26 protein-coding genes are annotated in these 25,960 nt (G+C 64.0%); 19 read left to right on the plus strand and 7 right to left on the minus strand.

Annotation, left to right across the window (positions count from 1 at the left end):
* Positions 1–34 precede the first annotated feature (34 nt).
* The 15 genes from LGN17_RS32240 (at position 35) to LGN17_RS32310 (ending at position 14,329) form a co-directional block, all read left to right on the plus strand.
* Complete coding sequence (locus LGN17_RS32240; RefSeq protein WP_226200951.1) at positions 35–814, plus strand: SDR family NAD(P)-dependent oxidoreductase; 780 nt, start codon at positions 35–37, stop codon at positions 812–814.
* A gap of 25 nt (positions 815–839) precedes the next feature.
* Positions 840–1,532 (plus strand): hypothetical protein, encoded by a 693-nt coding sequence (locus LGN17_RS32245; protein WP_226200952.1) that lies wholly within the window; start codon positions 840–842, stop codon positions 1,530–1,532.
* Entirely contained in the window at positions 1,516–2,331 is an 816-nt protein-coding gene (locus LGN17_RS32250) for a cyclase family protein (RefSeq protein WP_226200953.1), read from the plus strand. Before LGN17_RS32245 ends, LGN17_RS32250 begins: the two co-directional genes overlap by 17 nt.
* A 48-nt stretch (positions 2,332–2,379) precedes the next feature.
* The gene (locus LGN17_RS32255) at positions 2,380–3,855 is read left to right on the plus strand and encodes a coproporphyrinogen-III oxidase family protein (protein ID WP_226200954.1); all 1,476 of its coding nucleotides are present in this window, start codon (positions 2,380–2,382) and stop codon (positions 3,853–3,855) included.
* Positions 3,815–4,282, plus strand: coding sequence for an SRPBCC family protein (locus LGN17_RS32260; protein WP_226200955.1), 468 nt, complete (start codon positions 3,815–3,817; stop codon positions 4,280–4,282). The genes LGN17_RS32255 and LGN17_RS32260 overlap by 41 nt, the downstream gene beginning before the upstream one ends.
* Positions 4,283–4,347: 65 nt before the next feature.
* Positions 4,348–4,878 (plus strand): EVE domain-containing protein, encoded by a 531-nt coding sequence (locus LGN17_RS32265; protein WP_226200956.1) that lies wholly within the window; start codon positions 4,348–4,350, stop codon positions 4,876–4,878.
* Positions 4,875–6,116 (plus strand): beta-ketoacyl-[acyl-carrier-protein] synthase family protein, encoded by a 1,242-nt coding sequence (locus LGN17_RS32270; protein WP_226200957.1) that lies wholly within the window; start codon positions 4,875–4,877, stop codon positions 6,114–6,116. The genes LGN17_RS32265 and LGN17_RS32270 overlap by 4 nt, the downstream gene beginning before the upstream one ends.
* A 24-nt stretch (positions 6,117–6,140) precedes the next feature.
* Positions 6,141–7,244 carry a beta-ketoacyl synthase N-terminal-like domain-containing protein gene (locus LGN17_RS32275; protein ID WP_226200958.1) on the plus strand — a complete coding sequence of 368 codons (1,104 nt, stop codon included), beginning with the start codon at positions 6,141–6,143 and terminating at the stop codon, positions 7,242–7,244.
* A 4-nt stretch (positions 7,245–7,248) separates the two neighbouring features.
* On the plus strand, positions 7,249–7,575 hold the full coding sequence (locus LGN17_RS32280) for an acyl carrier protein (RefSeq protein WP_226200959.1): 327 nt from the start codon (positions 7,249–7,251) through the stop codon (positions 7,573–7,575).
* Positions 7,576–7,628: 53 nt separating this feature from the next.
* Positions 7,629–9,200, plus strand: coding sequence for a class I adenylate-forming enzyme family protein (locus tag LGN17_RS32285; RefSeq protein WP_226200960.1), 1,572 nt, complete (start codon positions 7,629–7,631; stop codon positions 9,198–9,200).
* The gene (locus tag LGN17_RS32290; RefSeq protein WP_226200961.1) at positions 9,187–10,641 is read left to right on the plus strand and encodes an aromatase/cyclase; all 1,455 of its coding nucleotides are present in this window, start codon (positions 9,187–9,189) and stop codon (positions 10,639–10,641) included. The genes LGN17_RS32285 and LGN17_RS32290 overlap by 14 nt, the downstream gene beginning before the upstream one ends.
* The gene (locus LGN17_RS32295; protein WP_226200962.1) at positions 10,638–11,831 is read left to right on the plus strand and encodes an alpha/beta hydrolase family protein; all 1,194 of its coding nucleotides are present in this window, start codon (positions 10,638–10,640) and stop codon (positions 11,829–11,831) included. Before LGN17_RS32290 ends, LGN17_RS32295 begins: the two co-directional genes overlap by 4 nt.
* A gap of 27 nt (positions 11,832–11,858) precedes the next feature.
* Entirely contained in the window at positions 11,859–13,043 is a 1,185-nt protein-coding gene (locus LGN17_RS32300) for an MFS transporter (protein WP_226200963.1), read from the plus strand.
* 63 nt (positions 13,044–13,106) lie between these two features.
* Positions 13,107–13,850, plus strand: a complete 744-nt coding sequence (locus LGN17_RS32305; RefSeq protein WP_226200964.1) for an SDR family oxidoreductase — start codon at positions 13,107–13,109, stop codon at positions 13,848–13,850.
* An 86-nt stretch (positions 13,851–13,936) separates the two neighbouring features.
* The gene (locus LGN17_RS32310) at positions 13,937–14,329 is read left to right on the plus strand and encodes a DUF4902 domain-containing protein (protein WP_226200965.1); all 393 of its coding nucleotides are present in this window, start codon (positions 13,937–13,939) and stop codon (positions 14,327–14,329) included.
* 33 nt (positions 14,330–14,362) lie between these two features.
* Here LGN17_RS32310 and LGN17_RS32315 read toward each other — a convergent pair whose 3' ends face one another.
* Both LGN17_RS32315 and ychF read right to left on the minus strand, forming a co-directional pair.
* Positions 14,363–15,073 (minus strand): autoinducer binding domain-containing protein, encoded by a 711-nt coding sequence (locus LGN17_RS32315; RefSeq protein WP_226200966.1) that lies wholly within the window; start codon positions 15,071–15,073, stop codon positions 14,363–14,365.
* 787 nt (positions 15,074–15,860) lie between these two features.
* A complete protein-coding gene (ychF, locus tag LGN17_RS32320; RefSeq protein ID WP_069247026.1) occupies positions 15,861–16,955 on the minus strand; it encodes a redox-regulated ATPase YchF in 1,095 nt (364 codons plus the stop codon).
* A gap of 246 nt (positions 16,956–17,201) precedes the next feature.
* Here ychF and LGN17_RS32325 point away from each other — a divergent pair, with 246 nt between their 5' ends.
* The 4 genes from LGN17_RS32325 (at position 17,202) to LGN17_RS32340 (ending at position 21,842) form a co-directional block, all read left to right on the plus strand.
* Positions 17,202–18,380, plus strand: coding sequence for a UbiH/UbiF family hydroxylase (locus LGN17_RS32325; protein WP_226200967.1), 1,179 nt, complete (start codon positions 17,202–17,204; stop codon positions 18,378–18,380).
* 90 nt (positions 18,381–18,470) lie between these two features.
* The gene (locus tag LGN17_RS32330) at positions 18,471–19,199 is read left to right on the plus strand and encodes a DsbC family protein (RefSeq protein WP_175957712.1); all 729 of its coding nucleotides are present in this window, start codon (positions 18,471–18,473) and stop codon (positions 19,197–19,199) included.
* Positions 19,200–19,298: 99 nt separating this feature from the next.
* Positions 19,299–21,098 carry a M61 family metallopeptidase gene (locus LGN17_RS32335; RefSeq protein ID WP_226200968.1) on the plus strand — a complete coding sequence of 600 codons (1,800 nt, stop codon included), beginning with the start codon at positions 19,299–19,301 and terminating at the stop codon, positions 21,096–21,098.
* Between the two features lie 147 nt (positions 21,099–21,245).
* Positions 21,246–21,842, plus strand: coding sequence for an FMN-dependent NADH-azoreductase (locus LGN17_RS32340; RefSeq protein ID WP_226200969.1), 597 nt, complete (start codon positions 21,246–21,248; stop codon positions 21,840–21,842).
* A 119-nt stretch (positions 21,843–21,961) separates the two neighbouring features.
* On the opposite strand, the gene LGN17_RS32345 is transcribed toward LGN17_RS32340, so the two are convergent.
* Genes LGN17_RS32345 through LGN17_RS32365 form a run of 5 tightly spaced genes read right to left on the minus strand, consistent with a single transcriptional unit; the run spans position 21,962 to position 25,950 of the window.
* Entirely contained in the window at positions 21,962–22,864 is a 903-nt protein-coding gene (locus tag LGN17_RS32345) for a uracil-DNA glycosylase (protein ID WP_226200970.1), read from the minus strand.
* Positions 22,865–22,876: 12 nt separating this feature from the next.
* On the minus strand, positions 22,877–23,503 hold the full coding sequence (locus LGN17_RS32350) for a CYTH domain-containing protein (RefSeq protein WP_175957716.1): 627 nt from the start codon (positions 23,501–23,503) through the stop codon (positions 22,877–22,879).
* Entirely contained in the window at positions 23,503–24,288 is a 786-nt protein-coding gene (gene trpC / locus LGN17_RS32355) for an indole-3-glycerol phosphate synthase TrpC (RefSeq protein ID WP_226200971.1), read from the minus strand. The genes LGN17_RS32350 and trpC overlap by 1 nt, the downstream gene beginning before the upstream one ends.
* Positions 24,289–24,317: 29 nt before the next feature.
* Positions 24,318–25,349: an anthranilate phosphoribosyltransferase gene (gene trpD, locus LGN17_RS32360; RefSeq protein WP_043191545.1), complete on the minus strand. Its 1,032-nt coding sequence runs from the start codon at positions 25,347–25,349 to the stop codon at positions 24,318–24,320.
* 13 nt (positions 25,350–25,362) lie between these two features.
* The gene (locus tag LGN17_RS32365) at positions 25,363–25,950 is read right to left on the minus strand and encodes an aminodeoxychorismate/anthranilate synthase component II (RefSeq protein WP_226200972.1); all 588 of its coding nucleotides are present in this window, start codon (positions 25,948–25,950) and stop codon (positions 25,363–25,365) included.
* Positions 25,951–25,960 lie beyond the last annotated feature (10 nt).

Genomic DNA, 25,960 nt, shown 5'->3' on the forward strand with positions numbered 1-25,960 from the left:
CCGGACATGCATCAAGATCGGAGATGAATTGAACATGAAAACGTATGCATTGGTTACCGGCGCGACCGGTGGAATCGGTCGCGAGATTGCCAGGACGCTGGCCGCGCAGGGACGCAATCTGTTCGTGGTGGCCAGAAGTGCCGACGCGCTCGAACGCCTGAGCACCGACTTGAAGATCGCCTACCCGGAAGTCGAGGTCCGCGTCGCCGTATGTGACGTGAGCGAGCCGGCACAGGTGCGCGACATGCTGGAGGCGTTGGCGGCGGAGGGGAACCGGATCGACGTGCTGGTGAACGGCGCCGGCATTTCCGGAGGGGGGCTGACGGCGGAAGTCACCGATTCGCTGTGGCAGAACGTGATCAACACGAATCTGAACGGCCAGTTCTACGTGACTCGCGATGCGCTCCGGCTTGACTTGATCCCTGCAGGCGGCCGCATCGTCAACATCGCGTCCACCGGTGGCAAGCAAGGTGTCTTGCATGGCGCGCCGTACAGCGCGTCCAAGCACGGGATGGTCGGGTTCACGAAGGCGCTCGGCCTGGAACTGGCGCGAAACAAGTCGGGCATCACCGTCAATGCGGTTTGCCCCGGCTTCGTGGAGACCGACATGGCGCAACGCGTCCGCGATCACTACGCGCACATCTGGGGCACCAGCGAGCAGGAAACCCGCCGGCGCATCGAGGATCGGGTGCCGATCGGGCGCTACATCGAGCCTGCGGAGGTGGCCGCGATGGTGTCGTATCTGGTTTCGCCGCAGGCGGCGGGTGTGACAGCCCAGGCGCTGAATGTGTGCGGCGGGCTTGGGAACTACTGAGCCTGCGGATCGGGAGCGCCAGAACATGTCGAGGGCCATTCCACGAGGCGCCGAGGTCTGGATCGTGACGCTGTCGGATGCCGATCCCGTTTGCGAGCCGATTCTGATCCGGGACGACGACCGGGCTCGCTACGGGAAGATCCGGCTGTCTCGCAGGCGGCGGCTGTTCGCATTCCGCCGTCATGTCCGCGAGTACGTGCTGCGCCAGTACGCGCCGCATCACAGCATCCGGATGGAGGGCGCCAGCGGCAGGCCGTATTTGCTGAGTCGGCGCGGGCGGCAACCGCTGTACTTCAGTTACGCGGCGTCGGGTGGCATCTGTGCCGTAGGCATTTCGCGGTGCCCGCTGGGGCTCGATGTGGAGGCGGTGGACCGGCCGATCGACATGGTTGCGTTGTGCACCCGGTTCTTTCCGGGCTTCCCGACCTGGGACGGCTACAGCGGCCACGAGGAATGGCTGCGGAAGCAAGCGTTCGGCTCCTGGTGCCGGACGGAGGCCTACGGCAAGTTGAGCGGCATCCCGCTTCATGCGTTGCTGGTCGATCGGGATCGGCAGATGACGCGCTTCGTCGCGAGCCGTGCGGGCAACGATGCCGTGATTTATGGGCAGGAATTCGTTTGCGCGATTTCCCAAAGGAATCGCGTGCGCGTCGATTCGGTGATCCAGGTGCCTTTTTCGACGATTTTGCGTGAGACATCCAATGCCGAGAATTATTGATCTGAGCGTCAGCATCGATGAGACGTTCTGGGAGCCGGAAGCGATCGGCCGGAAAGTGCTCTCGCATCGAGAGGGGGCAGACGTACTGGGCGCGAGTTACCTGCACTTCAAGGCGAAGGGGTGGTTCGAGAAACTGGTGTGCAAGCTGCTCAAGCCGCGGAAGTACTTCATCGATCACAAGGACTTTCCGGACGAAATGGGGCTGTCGTTGATGACTTACACGTTGACGACGCATACCGGCACGCATCTCGATGCGCCTTATCACTACGGTTGGCGCAAAGGCGCGGAACGGCCGAAAACCGTTACGGAGATTCCTCTGGAGTGGTGCTTTTCCGACGGGGTGCTGCTTGATTTCAGTCACGACTCCGGGGTGATCGATGGTAATGCCGTGAGGGAAAAGTTGATCGAGGTCGGACACGTCCTGAAGGAGCGGGATATTGTCCTGATCAATACCGGGGCATTCAGAAATATCGGCAGCCGGAAATACTTTACCGAGTATCGCGGGATCGATAAATCGGCGCTGGAATATCTGACCGGGGCAGGCGTGAAAATAATCGGAACCGATGCATTCAGTTTCGATGCTCCATTTTGCGAAATGATCGATGCATACAAGCAGACCGGGGACCAGGGGCGGTTATGGCCGTCGCACTTCTATGGCCGCGACTGCGAATATATCCAGATCGAAAGACTGGGGTATCTCGAAAATCTGCCCGTCAGGACCGGGTTCAAGGTGTGCTGCTTCCCGATCAAGTTGGAAAAGGCCGATGCCGCATGGAGCAGGGTTGTGGCTTTGCTTTGAAGATTTGATTGGATATTGAGAAAGATCAAAACCACAGAGAGGGCTGTTATGTCAGAGATTGCAGGCTTGGAGCGCGTTCCGTATCCGAAGAAATGCTACCTCCCGTTCATTCTTTATCCCCCGGGGATGTACCGGAATCAGGATGGTGACGATTTCCTGAAGCTGATCGATATGGAGCAGAAGGGCGATGATTTTGTTCTGTATATCGGGATTCCGTTCTGTCGAACGCGCTGCAAGTCGTGCCCGTATTTCGCGAGCCTGCTGCCGGAGAACGACAAGCGTAACCGCGAGGACGCGTACGTCGACGCGCTGGTCAAGGACCTGATCCACTGGTCCGGCTTCAACAAGTGGAAAACGGGCGTCGTCCGCGATATCTACATCGGCGGCGGTACGGGCAGCATTCTCAAGACCGCGAACCTCAAGCGCATCGTCGATACCGTCTACGAGCATTTCAATATCGCGGAAGCGTGCGGCTTCACGCTTGAAGGCAATGCACGCGACTTCGACGATGAGAAGATGGATTACGTTGCGTCGTCGAAAATCAATCGCATCAGTCTGGGCGTGCAGTCGTTCCAGCAGGAGATTCTCTCGGTCGTGGGTTCGCCGCACGCGGCCGACGACAGTATCCGGGTGATTCGGGGCTTTCAGAAGCGCGGCCTGCGCAATATCCAGCTGGATTTCATGTTCAACATGCCTGGCCACACCATGGAGATCTGGAAAAAGGATCTGGAAATGCTGACGGAGCTGGATGTTCCGCATTTCACGATCTACCTGTACCGGATCCACGATGCCACGCCGCAAAGTCGCCTGATCCAGAACGGCAAGGTCAAGCGGCCGGAAGATCCGGAAACCCCGATGGTGAAGGCGATGTACCGGGAGGCCCTGCAAATCGCGGAGCAGCACGGTTATCGCATGTACATGGTCGACCATTTCTGCAAGCCGGGCTACGAGAACATGTACAACCACTGGAACTGGAAAGTTTATGTGGACACGCTGGCGGTCGGGCCGGGTTCGTACAGCTATTTCGACGGCTATCGCCTGGGAACCGAAACCGACGTCGAAAAATATGTCGAGACGGTCAATCGCGGTGAATTCCTGATCAGCACCGTGACATCGCATATGTCGCCGCGTGTGCAGCGCGAACGCTACATCGTTTTCGCACTGCTTTATTTTGAAATCGAGTTCAAGTATTACGAGAGCAAGTTTGGGACGAGCCTGCTCGAAGATTTTTCGGAAGAAATCGAACGGCTGCTGAAGAAGGGGCTGATCGAAATCTCCGCGGAAAAGATGACGCTGACGAAGCTGGGACTCATCTGGCATACCAACGTGATTCTTGAATTCTTCAATCCTGCGTTCTGGGGCGATACCGGTTCACTGAACGAACCGAACTGGTCCCTGAACGGCGTGATGGTCGAAGTGGGTGCACACCCGCGTGCTTATTGGCTCGGAGAAAAGGATCAGGTGTTCTTTGATTCGGCCGAAATTGAAACTGTTAATTCTGAGAAGGAGTATGAAAATGTCTAAGGTCAATTTCGTTTCGTCCTATACCGCGACGTCGAAGGCGAACGTGCACGATGTCTGGAGCATCTGGGCGGACGTCAATAACTGGAGCAAATGGGACAGCGGCATCGCGCAAGCGGAAATCCGGAACAACTTCAAGGCCGGCACGGTTTTTTCGCTGACCCCGCAAGGCGGTGAGCCGATCGAAGTCGAACTGAAAACCGTCACGGCCGGCGAAGAATTCTCCGACGAAGCGGTGCTGCCGTTCGGCGTGATCCGCAATTTCCACCGGGTCGAAAAGGCCGGCGAGCAAATCCACCTGACGCACGAAGTCCGTGCGGAAATCAACGCGGATGCCGCGGGCTTCTTTTCCGCCGAAATCTGGCCGCACATGCAAAAGGGTCTGCCGGAAGCCGTGCACAACATTCTGGCGCTTGTCAGCGAGGCCTGACACGTTTTGTCCGCCTCCCGCTCCGCAGGAGCGGGAGGGATGAACCAAGCCTGGATGGGGACGGTATGAGCAAATTTTGGTGCGGTGTGGTGTCTCGCGAGCATATCAAGCGCGGCGAAGCAGGGGGATTCTGTCAGGTCTGCCACGGCAAGAAGGGGCCGCTGGCCCGGATGTCCGTGGGCGACGGCATCGTGTTTTATTCGCCCGTTCTCGAGTTCAAGGGAACCGAGAAATGCCAGAAATTCACGGCGATCGGACGCGTGACCGGCGAGGACACGTACCAGTTTCAGATGGCGCCCGATTTCATTCCGTATCGGCGCGACATCGCGTACCTGCCATGCCGCGAGATCTCGATACATCCGTTGCTCGATCGTCTGGATCTGACGGCGGGCAAGCAGAACTGGGGCTACAAGTTCCGGTTCGGACATTTCGAACTCTCGGCACGAGATTTCGAGATGATCGGTCGCCTGATGGTCGAGGAGCGCGTGTTCGACGAAAGTTTCGACCTGTCGGCTGCTGCTCGTGGCGCGTTGCAGGGCGACCTCCTGGACGCACTTGCCGATGGTGCGCATGACAACACCGGGAGCGCGCGATGAGCCGAAGAGTCGTCATTACAGGCCTTGGGGTCGTCGCACCGAACGGTATCGGCGTCGAGGATTTCTGGAACAACACGTTGCAGGGCGTGAGCGGCATCAAGCCCTACGGGTGGGGCGCGGCGTTCGGTTTCAAGAGTGCGGCCAGCGGCCAGGTGACTGATTTCCGGCCCGACGAGTCCGCCTCGGAAGCCGGCCATAGCCGCTACGTCCAGTTCGCGCTGGCCGCCGCCCGGATGGCAGTCGAGGATGCTGGCATCGATGTGTCCGGACATGACCCGTTGCGCGTCGGTGTGTCCATTTCCTCCGCGATCGCGGACGCGGCCTCGATGGAGGAAAACCTGAAGACGCTGACCGGATCGGGCGAGGCCGACGTGGCGCCCGACAGGGTGCGGGACGGGTTCTATGATTCGTTCGACTTTGGTCTGGCCGCGACCGCCATCGCGACGAAATACGGCGTGGCGGGTTCGGTGTCGAACCTGTCGACGGGCTGCACCGCCGGACTGGACGCATTGGGTTACGCACTGGATCAGATTCGTTCCGGCACTGCGGACGTCATGATTGCCGGCGCGAGCGAGGCGCCGCTATGTCCTCTGTCGATTGGCTCGTTCGAAGCGCTGGGTGCGCTGTCCAGCCGCACCGTTCCGGCGTCGGAAGCATCGTGCCCATATACGGTGGAACGCGACGGGTTCGTGATTGCGGAAGGTAGTGGCGTGTTCGTGCTGGAGTCGTACGAGCACGCGATGCGGCGCGGGGCGCACATCTATGCGGAGCTGGCCGGCTATGCGTCGGTGAACAACACCTATCACATGACCGATCTGGCGCCGGACGGCGCCGAACTGGCGTGCTGTATTCGACAGGCGCTGGACGATTCCGGATGCCAGCCGGACGACGTCGATCACATCAGCGCTCATGGCAGCTCGACACCGCAGAACGACATCAACGAGACCAACGCGATCAAGTCTGTGTTCAACGCGCGGGCCTACGGCATTCCGGTCAATTCGCTGAAGGCGATGACCGGGCACAGCCTGGCCGCGGCCAACGCTGTCGAGACGGTCGCGCTATGCCTGGAAATGCGGCATCAGAAGATCCATCCGACGATCAACTATCGCCGGCCGGATCCGCAGTGCGACCTCGACTACGTGGGCAATCAGGCGAGGGACTCGCGGCTTCGCGTCGCGCTGAAGCTGTCGAGCGGTTTTTCTGGAATCCATAGCGTCATTGTTCTGAGGGCGATCTGAGCCATGTCTGCAAGAAAACGAATCGTGGTTACCGGGCTCGGCCTGGTCAGTCCGCATGGCGGCGTTGACGCGCTGAGCGCCGGGCGGCTCGGGCAAGGCTCCGCTCTGTCGGTTCCGCTGGCGAATGGAACCCGGCTCCGCTCATTCGAGGATTTCGATTCCTCGCGTTTCGTTCCGCCCAGGCTGAAGCGCAAGATCGACCCGTTCGTCGTCTATGGCCTGAGCGCCGCGGGGCAGTGCCTCGAGGACAGCGCCGTGGCGGCCGGCCGGATCGACAAGGCGAGTGTCGGCGTGTTCGTCGGCAATTGCCTGGGTGGCTGGGGATACATCGAGCCGCAGGTCCGCGGGCTGCACGTCGGCGGTGTGAAGGAAATGAGTCCGTACGTCGCCACCGCGTGGTTTCCCGCTGCCCTGCAGGGCCAGATCTCGCTCGAGCACGGAATCAAGGGGTTGTCCAAGACCTTTTCCGCGCGCAACGTCGCGGGCCTGCAGGCCATCGGCAATGGCATCGCCGCGTTGCAGAGCGGGCGCGTCAAGGCGGCGCTGTGCGGGGCGGCGGAAGGGCTGAACACGCCCTACGTTCGCGCGGTACTCGGCCACCCGAGCAGCCCGGCGAGCGCGCGTGGCGCAGTTCTTGGCGAGGAGGTGCGCACCGACCTCGCCGAGGGGGCCGCGTTCCTGATGCTGGAGGAACGGGAACATGCGCTTGCCCGCGGCGCCCGGGTCTATTGCGAAGTCAGCGGCGCGGCGGACGGTTTCTGTCCGTCCGAGTCGCTGATCCCGCGTGTCATGTACGACGCGCTGAAGCAAGCGGCCGGCGATGCCGGGAATCCGGCGCTCCTGGTGCGCGACGGCATGCTGGCGAAGGAGTCGGAATGGGTCCGCCATGTCGTCGGCGACATGGCCCCGACCGTCACTGTCGTGAACAGCAAGCCGGCTTACGGCCACATGTTCGCGCTGTCCGGCGTATTCGAGGCCGTCCTGGCGGCGCGTCACCTGCAAAGCGGCACGCTGTCTGCGTCGCTTTACGAATCCGGCGATCGCCCGGACGCCGGCTGCTCGGCAGCGATCATCCAGCGCATGAGCCCTCGCGGCGGCATCGGCACGCTAGGGCTGGTGCAGTGCTGAGGGCGTGACCACCATCAAGATGAAAGGGAAAAAAATGAATGCAGACGTGACGAAAGTGATCCAGGAAATGATCGCCGGTTATCTGGGGCTGCAGGCGAGCGACGTGGACATGTCGGCGGATCTGGATCTCGAGTACGACATGGATTCGACCGAGTTGACGGACTTCGCGCAGCTCATCGAGAAACGGTTCTCGATCTCGATCGACAAGTCGCATCGGCGGAGCTGGGAGACCGGTTGCGATATTGCGGCCTTCGTGGCGCAGATGCTGTCGGAACCCGATGGCGCACGCGTTGCCGCCACGCGCGTGTACGCGGCGCAGCCAGTCGCCTGATCACGGCGGCTCCGCACGAACCTGAATGCGGAGCCAACTAAATAGGATCGCTAATGAAGTTGATTTCACTGATTGCGTCCGCTCAAGGCGAACGCGGCAAGGCGATGCTGACGGGCAAAGGCGGAGTCTATGCGTCCGACGATCTCCGTGGCGCCGTCGCGCTGACGATTCGTCGGTGGCAGGGAGCAGGCATTGCCTCGGGGCAGCGGATCCTGCTGATTGCCGACCATGACGAACAGGCGCTGTTCGCCCTGGCGGCGGCCAGCGCGCTCGGCCTGCAGGTGGTCATGCCGTACAACCTCGCGGACACTGCAGTCCAGGAGTGGCAGGACCTGCACGGACTGGTGCGGCCGGATCACGTGCTGTACGTCAAGTCCGACCCGGTCGCGGCCGACGCATTGCAGGCGCAAGGTATTGCGAGTCTGCGCAGCCGTGTCGATCCGGCATCGGCGCGCGCGGCGCGGCACGACTCGCTGGTCGTTGCCGCGCCTGACCCCGTCGAGCATTTCCTCATGCTGTTCAGCAGCGGAACGACAGCTCGCCCGAAGGCGATCAGTATCTCCGAGGCACTGATCTGCAGGCGAATCGCGAGCGTGACGCGGCGCCTCTCGTTTCGAGCGGACAGCCGGATCTTCCAGTCCGGGCTGATGAACAACACGACGGGAATCATTTTTTCGTTCGGCAGCGTACTGCATGGCGCCAGCCTGTTCTATCCGGAGGGCCGCGATGTCTCCCGGTGGCCGGCTCAGATGGCGCGGCTCGGCATCACGCACGCGATGCTGCGTCCCGTCACGCTGCAGCGATTCCTGAACGCGATGGTGCGGGACGACGTGTGTCTGGAGCAGATGCAGGTGATGGCGTATGGCGCGGCGCCGCTTCCGCTGTCCGTGCTGGAAGAGGCGAGGCGCCGCATCGGCTGCGACTGGGTGCAGGGATACGGCCTGAGCGAGACCTTCGGGCCATTCTGCTGGCTGACGGAGAGCGACCATCGGATGGGCCTGCCACAGCGGCAGCTCCACTGCGTCGGCCGGCCCGACGACACGCTCGAAGTTGCGCTGCGCGACGGGGCAGCCGCGCCCGTGCCGCCGACACCCGGTGCGGAAGGCGAGGTCGTCCTGCGAGGCGACGGCCTGATGGCCGGTTACTTCGACGCAGGGCTGAGCGGCGTCGAGCCGCTCCCCGAGTGGTTTCCGACGGGCGACTACGCATGTATCGGCCCGGACGGCGAATGGGTGCTCAAGGGGCGTATCAGCGAGAGCCTGCTGACGCCGAACGGCCACCGGATCTACCCGGAGGAGGTGGAGGGCGTGCTGGCCGCGGTGCCTGGTATCGGCGAGGTCGTGCTGGCCGGTTGGCCGGCGTGTGGCGGGTTCGGCGAGCATCCGGTCGCCTGCATCTACCCGAACTCGGCTGCTGACACCCCGGACGCGCTGCTGGCGCGGATCAGGTCGAGGTTGCGGCAAACGCTCAGTGAAGAAAAATGGCCGTCCTTCCTGTTCGTGAGCGCGGCACCGTTTCCCAGGAATGCAAACGACAAGATCGTGCGCCGTGCGGTGGCGGGCGCGTTAGTCGAGGCGTCGCTGATCACAATTCAAATGGCGGAAATGAACCATGCAACTGTCTGAATCCAGTTCGATCGTGTGCAATGCGGCGCCGGAGCGCGTGTTCGGCATCATCCGTGATTCGGCGCGCTGGCCCGAGCTGTTCGAGCCATGCCGGGCGGTGACGCACTTGCGGAAAGACGACGGTGGCGAGCACATCCGGGTGTGTGCGACGGTCAATGGCCTGGAAATGGAGTGGGAGTCGCGGCGGACGTTCCTGCCCGACGTGTATGGCATCGACGTCGAATCGGTGAAGCCGATGGCGCTGGTGCGGGACATGGCGACCAGCTGGCGCGTGATCGTGGTCAACCAGCAGCAGAGCCTGCTGGTGCTGGAGCATGTGTTCACGCTGGCGGACCCGGTCGCCGGCGTGGTCGATGGCGTGGACGATAACGCCGCGGCGGAAGCATTCGTGCGGCGGGCGATTCGCTCGAATTCCCTGCGCGAGTTGCGCAGCATCAAAGCCGCAACCGAGCAGCCTGACCTGCCGCGTGAGCCGTCGCGGGCGTTCTCGACGATGCACGCGATCGTTTGCGACGCACCGGCGCAAAACGTCTACGACGCGCTGAAGGATGTCGGCAACTGGCCGCTGATCATCGACGCGTGCACGTCCGCGACCGTGGTGTCGCGCGAGCATGACGCGGAAGTCGTCCGCATCGACGCCATCCAGGGCGGCCTGCCGGTGTCGTGGGAAACGCATCGGACGTACCGTCCCGAGATCTTCAGAATAGATTTTCACCTGCGCGTGCCGATGCCGTTGCTGGAGCGCATGGGTGGTCAATGGCGGGTGGTGCCGCTGTCGGATCGCCGCTGCGTCCTGCACGTCACGCGCGACTTTCTGGTCAAGGCGGACGTCACGGGCATCCGGCCGGATATAGCCGACGTGGCGGCGGCTGTCGATTTCATACGCGAATTCACTTGCCGCAATGGCGAAAGCGAGATGGGGGCGATCCGTTCTTTCGTCGAGCGGCAGCGCGCGGACTGCGCGTCGTTCGAAACCCGCCATTCGCTGCCGTTCCCGCCGGACAAGGTCTACGACGTCCTGGCCGATGTCGCATCATGGCCGGACGTGCTTCCGCATTGCGAACGCATCGACATCCTGCACGACGACACCGTCAACCAGGAATTCCTGCTCACGATCGCCGCGGAGCGGGGCGGTGAGCGTTTCCGCAGCATTCGCCGCTGCGACGCCAACGCGCTGTCGATTCGTTACTTCCAGCCCGAGCCGCCGGCGCTGCTGCGCGCACATGAAGGCGAATGGCGGGTCGTGGCCTCCGCGGCTGGTTGCGAAGTGATTTCAGCCCATCGGATTCGCATCGACGAAGACATGGCGCGGCAGGCATTCGGGAGCGCAGACCTGCGCGAGAACAAGGCGCGGATCAGTGCGCTGATTGCCCGCAACAGCCAGGCCGCCGTCGACGCCTGCGGCGCGTGGCTGCAGCGCACGGCAATGGAGGCGGCATGAGCGGATCGCTGAGACTGCCGGGAGGCGTGTACGAGGCGTGCCAATACTTCATGCCGCGCATGATGTTCCTGCATACGGCTCGTGGTCCGCAACTGCAATGGGGGGACATCGTGCAGGCGCTGCACGATTTCCCGATCGGCTGCACCGACCTCGCGTCGGGCGCGTTCTGGGACGAATGGATGATCAGGTGGGAGCGTCACGGCATCGCGTGCGTCGAGCAGGCGAAGCGGGTGCATCCCGGGCCGGGCCGGGCGCGCTGCTATCGCACCGCCGCGGCGAGCTTCCACTGGGCCGAGTTCATGTATTTCTCCGACCGGGAGCGCAAGACGCGGCTGCGTGAGCGTGTCCGGGACTGCTTTCTCGAGTCGCTGAAGGACAGCGATCTCGACGTATCGATGGGCGTGGTGCGCTGGCAGGGCGGCGAGATTCCCTATTACCTGCTGTTGCCGACCGGCAATCGCCGGTACGGTCCGCGTCCGCCGTGCGTGATCCTGTCGAACGGGCTGGATTCGGTCACCGAGCTCGAACCGTTCGCGTTCGCCGAGCAGTTTCTCGAGCGCGGGATGGCGGCGTTGCTGTTCGAAGGACCAGGACAGGGGCGGCAGGTCGGCCGCACGCCACTGGATCCGCGCGTCGAACTGATCGTGCCGGAACTGGTGCGTGCGCTGCGCGCAGGGAATGCCGTCGATTGCGAACGGTTGGGCTTCTTCGGCGTGAGCTTCGGCGGCTATCTGGCTCTTCGCGTGGCGCAGCATGCGGGGCATCTGTTCCGCGGCGTGGTGAACCTGTCGGGCGGCCCAAGTCTCGCGCCCTACGCCACCTTGCCGCGCCGGCTGAAGGAGGACTTCGAATACGCATTCATGCCGGACGACGTCGAGGCGATGCAGGCGCGTTTCGACGCGCTACGGCTGGATTTGTCGCGGCGTTGCGAGACCGACGTGCTTTCGATTCACGGTGCGCTGGACGACATCTTCCCCGTGTCGGGCATTGAACTGCTCGAGCAGGCTTGGGCCGGCCGGCATCGGGCCGTGATCTACCCGCGCGCGGCACACGTCTGTCTGAACCACATCGGGCAGTACAGCGTGGACCTGACGGACTGGCTGGCCGAACGGCTGTTGCCGGACGCGCCGGTGCGCGACCAGCAAGCGCCGCGTGACGAGGAACCGTTCTGCTCTGCCGTTCTCAATTAATTGGAGAGACACAAAATGGATCGATTCATGAAGCTTCGCCTGGGGCTCATGTACTTCTGCATGTTTTCCTTCATCGGGATCCACATGCCGTTCTGGCCGGTGTGGCTGAATTCGAAGGGCATTTCGCCCTCCGGGATCGCGACGCTGACCGCGCTGGCGTTCGCGCTGAAGATCGTGTTCACGCCGGTGGTCTCGGGCATCGTCGACCGTAATGGTCGCAAGCGCGAAGCCATCATCCTGCTGGCATTCGGTCTGCTGGCCGGGTGCGTGATGTTCACGCAAACGGATCGCTTCGTCACCATCTTCCTGCTGACGACGTTTGCGTTTGCCTGCTGGTCTCCGATCATGTCCCTGTGCGAGAGCATTGCGACGATGCAGGCGCGTGCTCACGGCCTCGATTACGGCAAGATTCGGCTGTGGGGTTCGGTCGGCTTCATGCTCGTCGTGGTCGCAGCGGGCAAGGTGATGAACATGTTCGGCGGCGGCTCGCTGTTGTGGTTCATCGTCGGTGCGGCGGCGATGGTCTTCGTTGCCGCATGCCTGCTGCCGCGAGAGCGCGTGGTGGTCGAGCGAGCCGGCAAGGTCAGTTCCGCGCCGTTCTTCGCCAGTAAATGGTTCGTCCTGTTCCTTGCGTCGACGCTGCTGATCCAGGGCAGCCATGCCGCGTATTACACGTTTGGCTCGCTTTACTGGCAGCAGCAGGGCCTGTCCGATTCGATGATCGGTGTGCTCTGGGGTTGGAGCCTCGCCGTGGAGATCGCATTCTTCGCGTTCGGGCGTTCGCTGGTGAGCCGTCTCGGTCCCGTCAACGTGATCGTCCTGGGCGGGCTGGCCGCCGCCCTGCGCTGGACATGTATCGGCATGAGCGCGAACGTGCCCTTGCTGATGGCGGCTCAGGTGCTGCAGGCGCTGACGTTCGGCGCTTCCCACATGGCTGCGATGAAGATCATTACCGAACGGGTGCATCCGTCGTTGTCGGCATCCGGCCAGGGGCTGTATTCGGCCTTCATTATGGGCATCGGCATGGGGGCGTTCGTGCTTCTTTCCGGCCCGCTCTACAGCGCGCTGAAAGGCGCGGTGTTCCTGACGATGGCACTGGTCGCGCTGCTTGGAACCGCCGGCGCTTTGTGGGTCCGCAAGCTGCCCCTGACGACGGTGCGCCCTGTCGAGCTCCCCGTCGTGCCGGCCGGAGTGATGCCGGCCGTCGAATGAAACGCGAGTCAGACCACGTCGACCTCGAAACAAGCTTGCTTACCTAGATTGGAGTGAATGAGTATGGAAAATAATCGATCAGCCCAACGTGTCGCGATCGTGACCGGAGCTTCCGGCGGTATTGGACGAGAGGTGGCCCTGCGACTGTCCGCGGAGGGTTTCGCGGTGGTGATCGGCTATCACCACGGCGAGGATGTTGCGCATTCCGTGTGTTCGGCGATCGAGGCACGGGGCGGTGCCGCCGTTGCCGTCAAGGCGGATCTTGCCGCCGAGTCCGGCGCGAGTCAGCTGTTTGGCGTGGCGCGGGAGCGCTTCGGCGGCGTGGATGTGGTGTTCAACAATGCGGGCGTCGTAGGCACGGGCCCGATCGCAACGCTGGCGGCGAGCGATTATGATCGATTGTTCGACGTCAACGTGCGGGGTGCGCTGATGGTGCTGCAGCAGGCTGCAATGCACCTGCGTGACGGTGGCCGGATCGTCAATACGTCGTCGACCATCGTGGGGGCGCCGATCGCGGGGTCCGCACTGTACTCCGCATCCAAGGCCGCGCTTGAAGCGTTTGGCCGGGTCTTGTCGAAAGAACTGGGGGCGCGCGGTGTCACGGTCAATAATGTCCGCCTGGGGCCGGTCGTTCCCGGCATGTTTTCGAAAGCGCCCCCGGAGCGGCAGGCGGCAATGGCTGCCGCCTCGCCGTTCAAGCGGCTCGGGACGCCTCAGGATGTCGCCGATGTCGTGGCTTTTCTGGTGGGTGAGCAGGGCGGCTGGGTGACCGGTCAAACCTTGACGGTGGATGGCGGCGCGACCTGAAACCTTCGGGGTCGGTTTTGAGGTGAGTCGGCGGGGAGGCCATGGTCTCCCCGCGACAGCAACTTCGATTGGAAGGATCAAAGATCGTGGAGCAAGATTTTCGGTTTACCGACGATGGTCGTATCGGATTGACGATAGAGAGGCTCTTGTCCGTCCAGCTGACCCACTTGATGTCGGGATTGGACGAGGACATCAATGACAGTGCTCGTGGAGAGTCCGGCGTGTGGACCGGCTACACCGAATGGATCGGCGAGGTGGCGAACACCAGGATCAGCCTCGGGTGGGATATCGAGTTGGGCGTGCAGGTCGGGCAAGGGGAGTGGAGCCGAAGCGGCTGTCCTCGCTCGAACATCTGCCTGCTGGAGGCGGGGGGCGACGCGTATTCGTGGAAGAAGAATCTGGTCGTGCTGGGGACCGTCGTCGATGCGCTGGGCTGGCAGCAAACCGTGGCACGGGCCATCGAGCAGCGCTATCGTTGACGGCGGACGATCAATGCGAATGCGGTGCGTCGGTCAACACAGGTAGCCGAGCAACGCCGCCTTCACGACGGCGGCGGTCTTGTTGGCGGCGCCGAGCTTCGCCACGGCGTTCTTGATATGGAAGTTGACTGTATTGTCCGAGATCGTGAGGATGGCCGAAATGTCGGCGGACGTTTTGCCGTCCGCGGCCCAGCGCAGCACCTCGATCTCGCGGTCAGTCAGGTTTGCCGTCGCGCTTGCGGTCTGGTTGAGGACGGACGTCGACATGACAAGGTGGGTGATGTGGGCTAGCCACCGCCGCTTTGTATCGTTCGCTTCCAGCTCCGCGGCCGTGAGCGGTTCTCGGGAGCGTGCCAAGGTCAGCATACCTCCTGTCCCCGACTTGTCCATGACGACCTGCGCCCAGCCCACGCGAAGATCGTGCGCTTGGGCCTCTTCCCACATGGCTGGCGCCGACTGGAACAATTCGTCACTCCAGATCACGGGGCGACCGCTTTGGCGGCAAGCCTTGATGGTGGGGTCGATGGCGATATAGCCCTTTTCCTTGTAATGGTCCTGCCAGGCCTTGGGATAATTGCTGATCGTGATTATCTTTGGCTGAGTCAGCGGAAGCGGCTGTTTCATGCCATAGGCGCAATACTCGAAACCGAGCTCCTTGGTTGCTTTCTCCACTTTTCGCAAGATCTCGTCAATAGACTGCGAGCCTCCGAGCAATTCGAGAAGATCTTCTTGCCAGTTAAGCATGATGCGAATCGTAGAAAGTTGTAGCGATGTTCAGGGTTTTCGCATTCGGACATCATGTCGGTACCAACTCGGCAAGCATGGCGCCGGCATAGTCTACGACACGGACGAATGGAAATTCTCCGACTACAGGATTGTATCGCCTTCTTTTTTTCAACCGTTTCGGTTTTGTTTGGCGATTTCAGACGCCCTCGCGATTGTTGTTACGTCGTTTTTATTGCCGCTCGCTGCAATCGGGAACGGATTGCCTGCACTTTCAATGCGCTACATCAACTCGACGCAAAAGATTGGCACGTGGATGCGCGAAATGCTTCAGCGCGGGCCGCTATTGGAGGCCGGGCGCGGATGCTGTGCGAGTCATGCATGCCGAAGTGTCAGCGGCATGAGTTGATTTCGACGGCTGATTATAAGAAGAATGAGTTTTCCTGTATAGGTTGCGATTTGAGCGCCGGACGCGCCTGATTGCCGGGCGGCGGTCGAGTGCCCGTTGATTGGAATGGATTCCGGTTCAATGGCGCAAATTGTGCAATTAATTGGAAAAGCATCCGATTGCATGCGGGGCCTGACTGGGCGCGTCGCGGTCTTGAGGGAGGCTCGTGCGTCGGACCTGTTTTTGCTGTCGGGCACGTTGAGTATCGACGAGGCATTCGGGGGCTCGACGGATGCACACGGCCGACCGAGTCCACCACAATCCGTGCGATTGCCCTTTATGGATGCGATCACGCGCCTCCGAAAAAGAAAAGGCTCGCAAAATGCGAGCCTCTCGGGGATATCTCGACCGCTTCGGCGCTTAGACGTTGAACAGGAAGTTCATCACGTCGCCGTCGTGCACGACATATTCCTTCCCTTCCGCGCGCATCTTGCCGGCTTCCTTCGCGCCCTGTTCACCCTTGTAGGTGACGTAGTCGTCGAACGCGATCGTCTGCGCGCGGATGAAGCCGCGCTCGAAGTCGGTGTGGATCACGCCGGCTGCCTGCGGTGCCGTGTCGCCGATATGGATCGTCCACGCGCGCACTTCCTTCACGCCCGCGGTGAAGTACGTTTGCAGGCCGAGCAGCTTGAAGCCCGCACGGATCACGCGATCGAGGCCCGGCTCTTCCATGCCCATGTCGGCGAGGAACGCTTCCTTGTCCGCGTCGTCGAGATCGGCGATTTCCGCCTCGATCGCCGCGCACACGGCCACGACCGGCGCGTTCTCGCTTTCCGCGTACTTGCGGACCGCGTCGAGGTGCGGGTTGTTCTCGAAACCGTCGTCCTTCACGTTGGCGACGTACATCGCCGGCTTCGCGGTGATCAGGCAGAACGGCTTGAGCAGCGCCTCTTCGTCGTCCGACAGCGCGAGGCCGCGCACGGCCTTGCCCTGGTCGAGCTGCGCGCGCACCTTCTCGAGCACCGCGACGAGCTTCGCCGCTTCCTTGTCGTTGCCCGACTTCGCAGCCTTCGAATAACGCGTGAGCGCCTTCTCGACGGTGCCGAGGTCGGCGAGCGCGAGTTCGGTGTTGATCACTTCGATGTCGTCGATCGGGCTGACCTTGCCGGCGACGTGAATGACGTTCTCGTCCTCGAAGCAGCGCACGACGTGCGTGATCGCGTCGGTTTCGCGGATGTTCGCGAGGAACTGGTTGCCGAGGCCTTCACCCTTGCTCGCGCCCGCGACGAGGCCCGCGATGTCGACGAATTCGACGACGGCCGGCACGACGCGCTCCGGCTTGACGATCTCGGAGAGCGCCTTCAGGCGCGTATCGGGCACTTCGACGATGCCGACGTTCGGCTCGATCGTGCAGAACGGGTAGTTCTCGGCGGCGATGCCGGCCTTGGTCAGCGCATTGAACAGGGTGGACTTGCCGACGTTGGGCAAGCCGACGATGCCGCATTTGAGACTCATGGAATCCTTCGGACGGGTAAGGCGGCGCGGCCGGACAGGGCACGGCGGCGCGGGAAAAAAGGGCGGCCGGCGCTTGGGGCGCGGCGGGCCGACGGTCAAAGACGCTATTGTACCGTGCCGACGCCCCGGATTCCGGGCTGGCGCCGAACGGCCGATGCGGCGGGCCGCCGCGCTGCCGCATCGGCCTGCGATTCTGCTGATTTCCCGCAAAGTCCGGCCGCGTAAGGGTTTGGCCCCGCGGCTATAATGCCCGCCATGACTGCCCACCACACCTTCGACGTCGCCGTGGTCGGCGGCGGGCTCGTCGGCAAGACGGCCGCGCTCGCGCTGACCCAGTCCGGCTACAAGACAGCCTTGCTCGCCCAGCCGGCCACGCCGCGCCCCGCCGATCTCGCATTCGACACGCGCGTCTACGCGCTGTCCTCCAGTTCGCAGGCGCTGCTCGAGCGGCTGCGGGTCTGGCAGGCGCTCGATCACAGCCGGCTCGCACCGGTCTACGACATGCGCGTGTACGGCGATGCGCACGCGGAACTGCATTTCTCCGCGTACCAGGCTTCCGTGCCGCAGCTCGCGTGGATCGCCGAATCGTCGCTGGTCGAGGCGTCGCTCGATGCCGCGCTGCGGTTCCAGCCGAACCTCACGTGGTTCGATGCGCGCGCACAGGGCTTCGACGTGCGCGACGACGCGGCCGTGCTCACGCTGTCGTCGGGGCAGGTGCTGGAAGCGGACCTCATCGTTGGCGCCGACGGCGCGCATTCGTGGGTGCGCTCGCAAATGGGGGCCAAGATCGAGCGGCGCGACTACCGGCAAACCGGCGTTGTCGCGAACTTCAAGGCGTCGCTGCCGCATCGCGAGACGGCCTACCAGTGGTTCCACGAAGGCGAGATCGTCGCGCTGCTGCCGCTGCCGGACGGGCATGTGTCGCTCGTCTGGTCCGCGCACACCGCGCATGCGGACCAACTGCTCGCACTCGATCCGGCGCAGCTCGCGGCCGAGGTCGAGCGCGTGTCGCACGGCCAGGTCGGCACGCTCGACTGTGTGACGCCGGCCGCCGGCTTCCCGCTGGCGCTGCAGACGGTCGACAAGCTGATCGCGCCCCGCGTCGCGCTCGTCGGCGACGCCGCGCACCTGATCCACCCGCTCGCGGGGCAGGGGATGAACCTCGGGCTGCGCGATGTCGCGGCGCTCGCCGATGCGATCGCCGGCAAGGAAAGCTTCCGCAATCTCGGCGATACGGTGCTGCTGCGCCGCTACGAGCGTTCGCGCCGTGAGGACATCCGCGCGCTGATGGTCGCGACCGACGGGCTGCAGCGGCTGTTCGCGGCGCCGGGCTCCGTCGCGAAGGCCGTGCGCAACGCGGGCATGGCCTTCGTCGGCGCGCAGCCGCTCGTGAAGCGCTGGCTCGTGTCGGCAGCGCTCGGCTGATCGAACCTTCGACCGCTTCGCCGGTCGGACACGGTTCCGTTACGGCGTACACTGTGCCGTGCACACCGATTGAGCTGAAGGAAGATTTCGATGAAAAAAACGATCCGCATCGCGTCGCTGGCGCTGGCCGTCACGATGGCGACGCTTGGCTGCACCGCGCAGGCCGACCAGACCACCGACAAGCTGAAAGCGACGCTGCAGGCCCGCCTCGGCAACGACGCACCGATCAAGAGCGTGTCGAAATCGCCGGTCGCGGGCCTTTACGAAGTGAACCTCGGCTCGCAGATCATCTATAGCGACGCGGCCGGCGACTACGTGCTGCTCGGCGATCTCGTCGACGCCAGGACGCACAAGAACCTGACCGACGCACGCCTGTCCGAAATCAACAAGATCGACTTCGCGAGCCTGCCGTTCGCGAATGCGATCAAGGTCGTCAAGGGCAACGGTGCCCGCAAGATCGCGGTGTTCTCCGATCCGAACTGCCCGTACTGCAAGAAGCTCGAGACGACGCTGCAGTCGGTCGACAACGTGACCGTCTACACGTTCCTGTACCCGGTGCTGTCGCCGGATTCGACCGCGAAGTCGAAGGCGATCTGGTGTGCGACCGACCGCGCGAAAACGTGGCAGAGCTGGATGCTCGACCATCGCGCACCGTCCGGCGCCGGTACCTGCGATACCACGGCGCTCGACAAGAACCTCGCGCTCGGCCGCGGGATGAATGTCACGGGCACGCCGACGATCTTCCTGCCGGACGGCCGCCGCCTGCCGGGCGCCGTATCGGCCGACCAGCTCAACCAGGCGCTCGCCTCGAACAAGTAACCGACCATACGCCGGGCCGCTTGGCCCGGCGAGCGAGGGGCGCCCGCATCTGCCGGCGCCTCTCTTCGTTTTCGCCGCTGTATTCGACCGATTGCCACGATGACCCAGCCGATCCGCTATTCGATTGTCCCGAAAGATCTTGCCGCGCACCTGTTCGAAGTGTCGGTGACGGTCACCGATCCCGATCCCGAAGGCCAGCGCTTCTCGCTGCCGGTGTGGATTCCGGGCAGCTATCTCGTGCGCGAGTTCGCGCGCAACATCGTGACGCTCGGCGCGTTCAACGACGCGGGCCGCAAGGTGCGGATCGCGAAGACCGACAAGCACACGTGGCAGGCCGCCCCCGTGAACGGCACGCTGACGCTGCGCTACGACGTGTATGCGTGGGACCTGTCGGTACGCTCCGCGTATCTCGACGAATCGGGCGGCTTCTTCAACGCGACGGCCGTGTTCCTGAGCGTCGCCGGCCGCGAGCACGCGCCGTGTGAAGTCGACATCGCGAAGCCGGCCGGCTCCGCGTTCCGCGCATGGCGTGTCGGCACGTCGCTGCCCGAGGCGCGCGGCACCAAGCGCTACGGGTTCGGCGCCTACCGCGCGTCGAACTACGACGAACTCTCCGACCATCCGGTGACGATCGGCGAATTCGCGCTCGCGACGTTCGACGCGCACGGCGTGCCGCACGACATCGTGATCGCGGGGCGCGTGACACAGCTCGACATGGAGCGCCTGCGCGCCGACCTGAAGCGCGTGTGCGAAGCGCAGATCGCGCTGTTCGAGCCGAAGTCGAAGAAGGCGCCGATGGACCGCTACGTGTTCATGACGCTGGCGGTCAGCGACGGCTACGGCGGCCTCGAGCATCGCGCGTCGACCGCACTGATCTGCAACCGCACCGACCTGCCGGTAAAGGGGCGGCCCGAAACGACGGAAGGCTATCGCACGTATCTCGGTCTCTGCAGCCACGAGTACTTCCATACGTGGAACGTGAAGCGCATCAAGCCGGCGGCGTTCGTGCCGTACGACCTGACGAAGGAAAACTACACGTCGCTGCTGTGGCTGTTCGAAGGCTTCACGTCGTATTACGACGACCTGATGCTCGTGCGCAGCGGGCTGATGTCGCAGGACGACTATTTCGCGGCGCTCGGCCGTACGGTCGGCGGCGTGCTGCGCGGCACGGGGCGCCTGAAGCAGAGCGTCGCCGAAAGCTCGTTCGACGCGTGGATCAAGTACTACCGCCAGGACGAGAACGCGACCAACGCGATCGTCAGCTACTACACGAAGGGTTCGCTCGTCGCGCTCGCTTTCGATCTCGCGATCCGCGCGCAGACGCGCAACAAGAAGTCGCTCGACGACGTGATGCGCCTGCTGTGGCAACGCTACGGCCGCGATTTCTACCGCGGCAAGCAGGCGGGCGTCGAGGAAAACGAAGTCGAGGCGCTGATCGAAGAGGCGACAGGCGTTGCGCTCGGCCGCCTGTTCGCCGATGCCGTGCATGGCACGCGCGACCTGCCGCTCGCCGAACTGCTCGCACCGTTCGGCGTGTCGCTCGCGCCCGATGTCGCGAACGGCGCGACCGCGAAGCCGACGATCGGGGCGCGCCTGCGCGGTGGCGCGGACTGCACGTTTGCGGCCGTCTATGAAGGCGGCGCCGCACATCGCGCGGGGCTGTCGGCCGGCGACACGCTGATCGCGGTCGACGGGCTGCGCGTCACGGGTACCAACCTCGACGCGCTGCTCGCGCGCTACCGGCCGGGCGACAAGGTCGAGGTTCACGCGTTCCGGCGCGACGAGCTGCGCACCGCGAAACTGAAGCTCGACGGCCCGGAAGTCACGCGCTACCGGCTGACGGCGGCCGCGAAGCCGGCTGCGGTCTCGAAGGCCCGCGAGGCCTGGCTGAAGGGTTGAGCGGACCGAAGCGGGTATCGGGGCGCGATCAACGATTGTTCTGTTGCTGCAACAATCCGTCGCCCTGAACCCGCTTTTTCGCGGTCATGCGGCCACGCACAATGGCGTCACTCGCGCTACCAAAGCGCAACCCTACCGGAGCCTGACATGACGACCATTCTGCAAATCAATTCCGCCGCGCGTTCGCAAGGTGCGCAATCCACGCTGCTGGCCAACGAACTGACGGCAAAGCTGCAACAATCGAACCCCGGCGCGAAGGTCGTGGTTCGCGACCTGCTGGCCGATGCGTTGCCGCACCTCGACGAATCGGTGCTGGGCGCGTTCTTCACGCCGGCCGAGAACCGCACCGCGGAACAGAATGCGATCGTCGCGAAGAGCGATGCACTGATCACCGAACTGCAAGCCGCCGACATCATCGTGATCGGCGCGCCGATGTACAACTTCGGCATCTCGTCGCAACTGAAGACGTACTTCGACTGGATCGCACGTGCAGGCGTCACGTTCCGCTACACCGAGAACGGTCCGGAAGGCCTGATCAAGGGCAAGAAGGTTCACGTGGTGACGGCCCGAGGCGGCAAGTACGCCGGTACGCCGAACGACAGCCAGACCCCGTACCTGCGCACGTTCCTCGGCTTCGTCGGCATGACCGACGTGAGCTTCATCTTCGCGGAAGGCCTGAACCTCGGCCCGGATGCGCAAAGCGCCGCACTGGCCGGCGCACGCGAAGCGATCGCCGCCGCGTAAGGTCGATGCGGGTGCGCCGCGCTCGCTGCGTCGCCCGATAAAAAAACGCCGCGTCCCGAAAGGGGCGCGGCGTTTTTGCATGCAGGCTGGCGCGGCCGAAAGAACCGGCGGCGCGGCCGTTATGCGAGCGTTTCCGCCACTTCCGGCAGGCGCCAGTCGATCGGCTCGCGGCCCGCATCGATCAGATAGTCGTTCGCGAGCGCGAAATGGCGGCAGCCGAGGAAGCCGCGGTGCGCAGATAGCGGCGACGGATGCGGCGCCTCGAGCACGCAGTGCGCGCTTGCGTCGAACAGTGCGCGTTTCGCCTGCGCGTGTGCACCCCACAGCATGAAGACGAGCCCGCGATGGCGACCGGCGAGTTCGCGGATCAGCGTGTCCGTACATTGCTCCCAGCCGCGCTTCGCATGGCTCGCGGCTGCGCCGCGCTCGACCGTCAGCACCGTGTTGAGCAGCAGCACGCCCTGCCGCGCCCAGGTGTCGAGGCAGCCGTGGCGCGGCGTGTCATGGCCGAAGTTCGCGGCGATTTCCTTGAAGATGTTGCGCAGCGACGGCGGGGTGCGCACGGCCGGCGGCACCGAGAACGCGAGCCCGTGCGCCTGCGGCGTGCCGCGATCGTCGCCGTGGTACGGGTCCTGGCCGAGGATCACGACTTTCACGTCGTCCGGGCTCGTCAGGCGCAGCGCGCGGAACACGTCGGTCGGGTAGACCGTCTTGCCGGCCGCACGCTCGTCATCGACGAAGCGGCACAGCGGCGCAAATGCGTCGCTGTCGGTGAAGGGTTTCAGCACGTCGCGCCAGACGGACGGCAGCGCGTCGAATTGCGCGGCGAGGTGCGGAATGTCGGCGGCCGCGGGTTGCGGTACCGTCGGGGCCGCAGCCGGTGCAGCTTTCTTTGCGGGCTTGCGTCCGGCCGTAGGCGCTTCGGGCGCCTGGGACGGAATATCGGCCGGTGCCGTTTCCGGCACGGGATCGTCGAACAGCGACGCCTGTTGCGGCGCGCGGGAAGTCTTGCGGGTTGCCATGCGTGATGCGGGTTATTGCGCGCGCAGCCGGTAGCCGCGCTGCGCCTTGCTGATGTTGTCGGGAACGAGGCCCGGCAGCGCTTGCTGCAATTCGGCGGCGAGCGTTGCGAGCGCCGCTTCCGGGCCGTCGATCAGTTCGAGTTCGATTTCGCTGATCGGTTCGCGGCGCGTTTCGTGTTCCGCCTGGACGACGATCTCGCCGAGGTCCACCGCGGCTTCGACGGTTGCGCCGCCGATTGCGATGCGCCACAGCGTACGCGAAAAATCCGTGCGGAACAGCGCGTGCAGCGCGCCCGCCGCGTCATTCAGCGCGGCGGCGGCTTCCGGCACGTCGCAGGCCGCGACGAGCGCGTCGATCTCGAGCGCGTCGCCGGCGACCGGCAGCTCCCATTCGTGGCGGCGATGCAGGCCGCCTTCCGCGCTGCCGACCGTCTTGAACGTCTGCAGCCAGCCTTGCGGCGCGCGGCGTACGCGCACCGCGCTCTTCGAGCGGGCCAGCGCGAGATCGGGCGTGTCGTAATAGACGTTCGCGAGCGTGATGTCGTGACCGGGTTCGCCGGTCAGCGTCTCGAAGAAGCGTCGCGCGGCGTCGGCCTGGCCGGCCGGCAGCGCGAGCTTGATTTCCTTTTCGATCGCCATCAGAAGAACATCCGTGCGAGCTCTTCGCCCGGCTGGTCGGCGCGCATGAACGCTTCGCCGACGAGGAACGTGTTCACGTTCGCCGCACGCATCGTGTCGACGTCGGTGCGCGAAAGGATGCCCGATTCGGTCACGACGATCCGGTCCGCCGGAATCATGTCGAGCATGTCGAGCGTCGTCTGGATCGACGTCTCGAACGTGCGCAGGTTGCGGTTGTTGATGCCGAGCAGTGGCGTCTTGAGCGTCAGCGCCTGTTCCATCTCGTCACGGTCGTGTACTTCGACCAGCACCGCGAGACCGAGCGAGTGCGCATACGCTTCGAGATCCTGCATCAGCGCGGTGTCGAGCGCGGCGGCGATCAGCAGGATCGCATCGGCGCCCATCGCGCGTGCTTCGATGATCTGGTACGCGTCGACGATGAAGTCCTTGCGCAGCACCGGGAGCGAGCAGGCCGCGCGCGCTTCCTCGAGATAGCGGACGCTGCCCTGGAAGAACTGCTCGTCGGTCAGCACCGACAGGCACGCGGCGCCATGCTCCGCATACGAACGCGCGATGTCGGCCGGCACGAAATGCTCGCGCAGCACGCCTTTCGACGGGCTGGCCTTCTTGATTTCGGAAATCACGGCCGCGTGGCCGGCCGCATGCTTTGCGCGCAGTGCGCCGACGAAGTCGCGCAGGTCGCGTGCGGATGCTTCCAGTTTCAGTGCCTCGAGCGGCGCGCTGCGCATGGCCGCCGCGACTTCTTCGCGCTTGACGGCGATGATTCGGTCGAGAATGTCGCTCATGTGGATTCCTGCTTGGTTCGTAAGGGGAGTCAGCGCTTGAACTGCTGCGTGAAGCGCACGAGTTCGTCGACTTTCGCGCGGGCCTTGCCGCTTGCGATTGCTTCGCGGGCGAGCTGGATGCCGTCCGCGATCGATTCGGCGACGTTCGCCGCATAGAGCGCGGTGCCGGCGTTCAGCGTGACGATCTCGCGTGCGACGCCCGGCTGGTTGTCCAGCGCGCCGAGCAGCATCGTGCGCGATTCGTCGGCATTTTCCACCTTCAGCGTGCGGTTCGACACCATCTGCAGGCCGAAGTCTTCCGGATGGATCTCGTATTCGTGCACCTTGCCGTCGCGCAGTTCGCCGACGAGCGTTGCCGCGCCGAGCGATACCTCGTCCATCCCGTCCTTGCCGTACACGACGAGCACGTGCTGCGCGCCCAGACGCTGCATCACGCGCACCTGGATGCCGACGAGGTCGGGGTGGAACACGCCCATCAGCTGGTTCGGCGCGCCGGCCGGATTGGTCAGCGGGCCGAGGATGTTGAAGATCGTGCGCACGCCGAGCTCGCGGCGCACGGCCGCGATGTTCTTCATCGCCGGGTGATGGTTCGGCGCAAACATGAAGCCCATGCCCGTTTCGGCGATCGACGCGGCAACCTGGTCGGACTGCAGGTCGATGTTCACGCCGAGCGCCTCGAGCACGTCGGCGCTGCCGGACTTGCTCGATACGCCGCGGTTGCCGTGCTTCGCAACCTTCGCGCCGGCCGCGGCCGTGACGAACATCGACGCGGTCGAGATGTTGAACGTGTGCGAGCCGTCGCCGCCGGTGCCGACGATGTCGACGAAGTTCGAGTTGTCCTGTACCTCGACGTGATTCGCGAATTCGCGCATCACGGTCGCGGCGGCGGCGATCTCGCCGATCGTCTCCTTCTTCACGCGCAGCCCGGTGATGATCGCGGCCGCCATCACGGGCGACATGTCGCCGCGCATGATGAGCCGCATCAGGTGCAGCATCTCGTCGTGGAAGATTTCGCGGTGTTCGATCGTGCGCTGCAGCGCTTCCTGCGGGGTAATCGTCATCGTGAGGCTCCCGTCAGGCGGCCGCGGCCGCGGCGCGTGCCTGTTTCAGGAAATTCTCGAGCAGCGCGTGGCCATGCTCGGACAGGATCGATTCCGGGTGGAACTGCACGCCTTCGATCGGCAGCGTCTTGTGGCGCACGCCCATGATTTCGCCGTCGTCGGTCCAGGCGGACACTTCGAGGCAGTCGGGCAGCGATTCGCGCTCGATCGCGAGCGAGTGATAGCGCGTGACGTCGAAGTGCTTCGGCAGGTCGGCGAATACGCCGCTGCAATCGGTTTCGATCCTGCTCACCTTGCCGTGCATGATGGTCTTTGCGCGCACGACGCGGCCGCCGAAGGCCTCGCCGATCGCCTGATGACCGAGGCAGACGCCGAGGATCGGCTTCTTGCCGGCGAATTCCTTCAGCACGTCGAGCGTGATGCCCGCGTGCTGCGGGTTGCTCGGGCCGGGCGACAGGCAGATTGCGTCGGGATTCAGGCTCGCGATTTCGTCGAGCGTGATTTCGTCGTTGCGGTAGGTGCGCACGTCCTCGCCGAGTTCGCCGAAGTACTGGACCAGGTTGTAGGTAAACGAGTCGTAGTTGTCGATCATGAGCAGCATGGTCAGTCTC

The organism is Burkholderia sp. AU30280 (assembly GCF_020420125.1).
Taxonomy (GTDB): Bacteria; Pseudomonadota; Gammaproteobacteria; order Burkholderiales; family Burkholderiaceae; genus Burkholderia.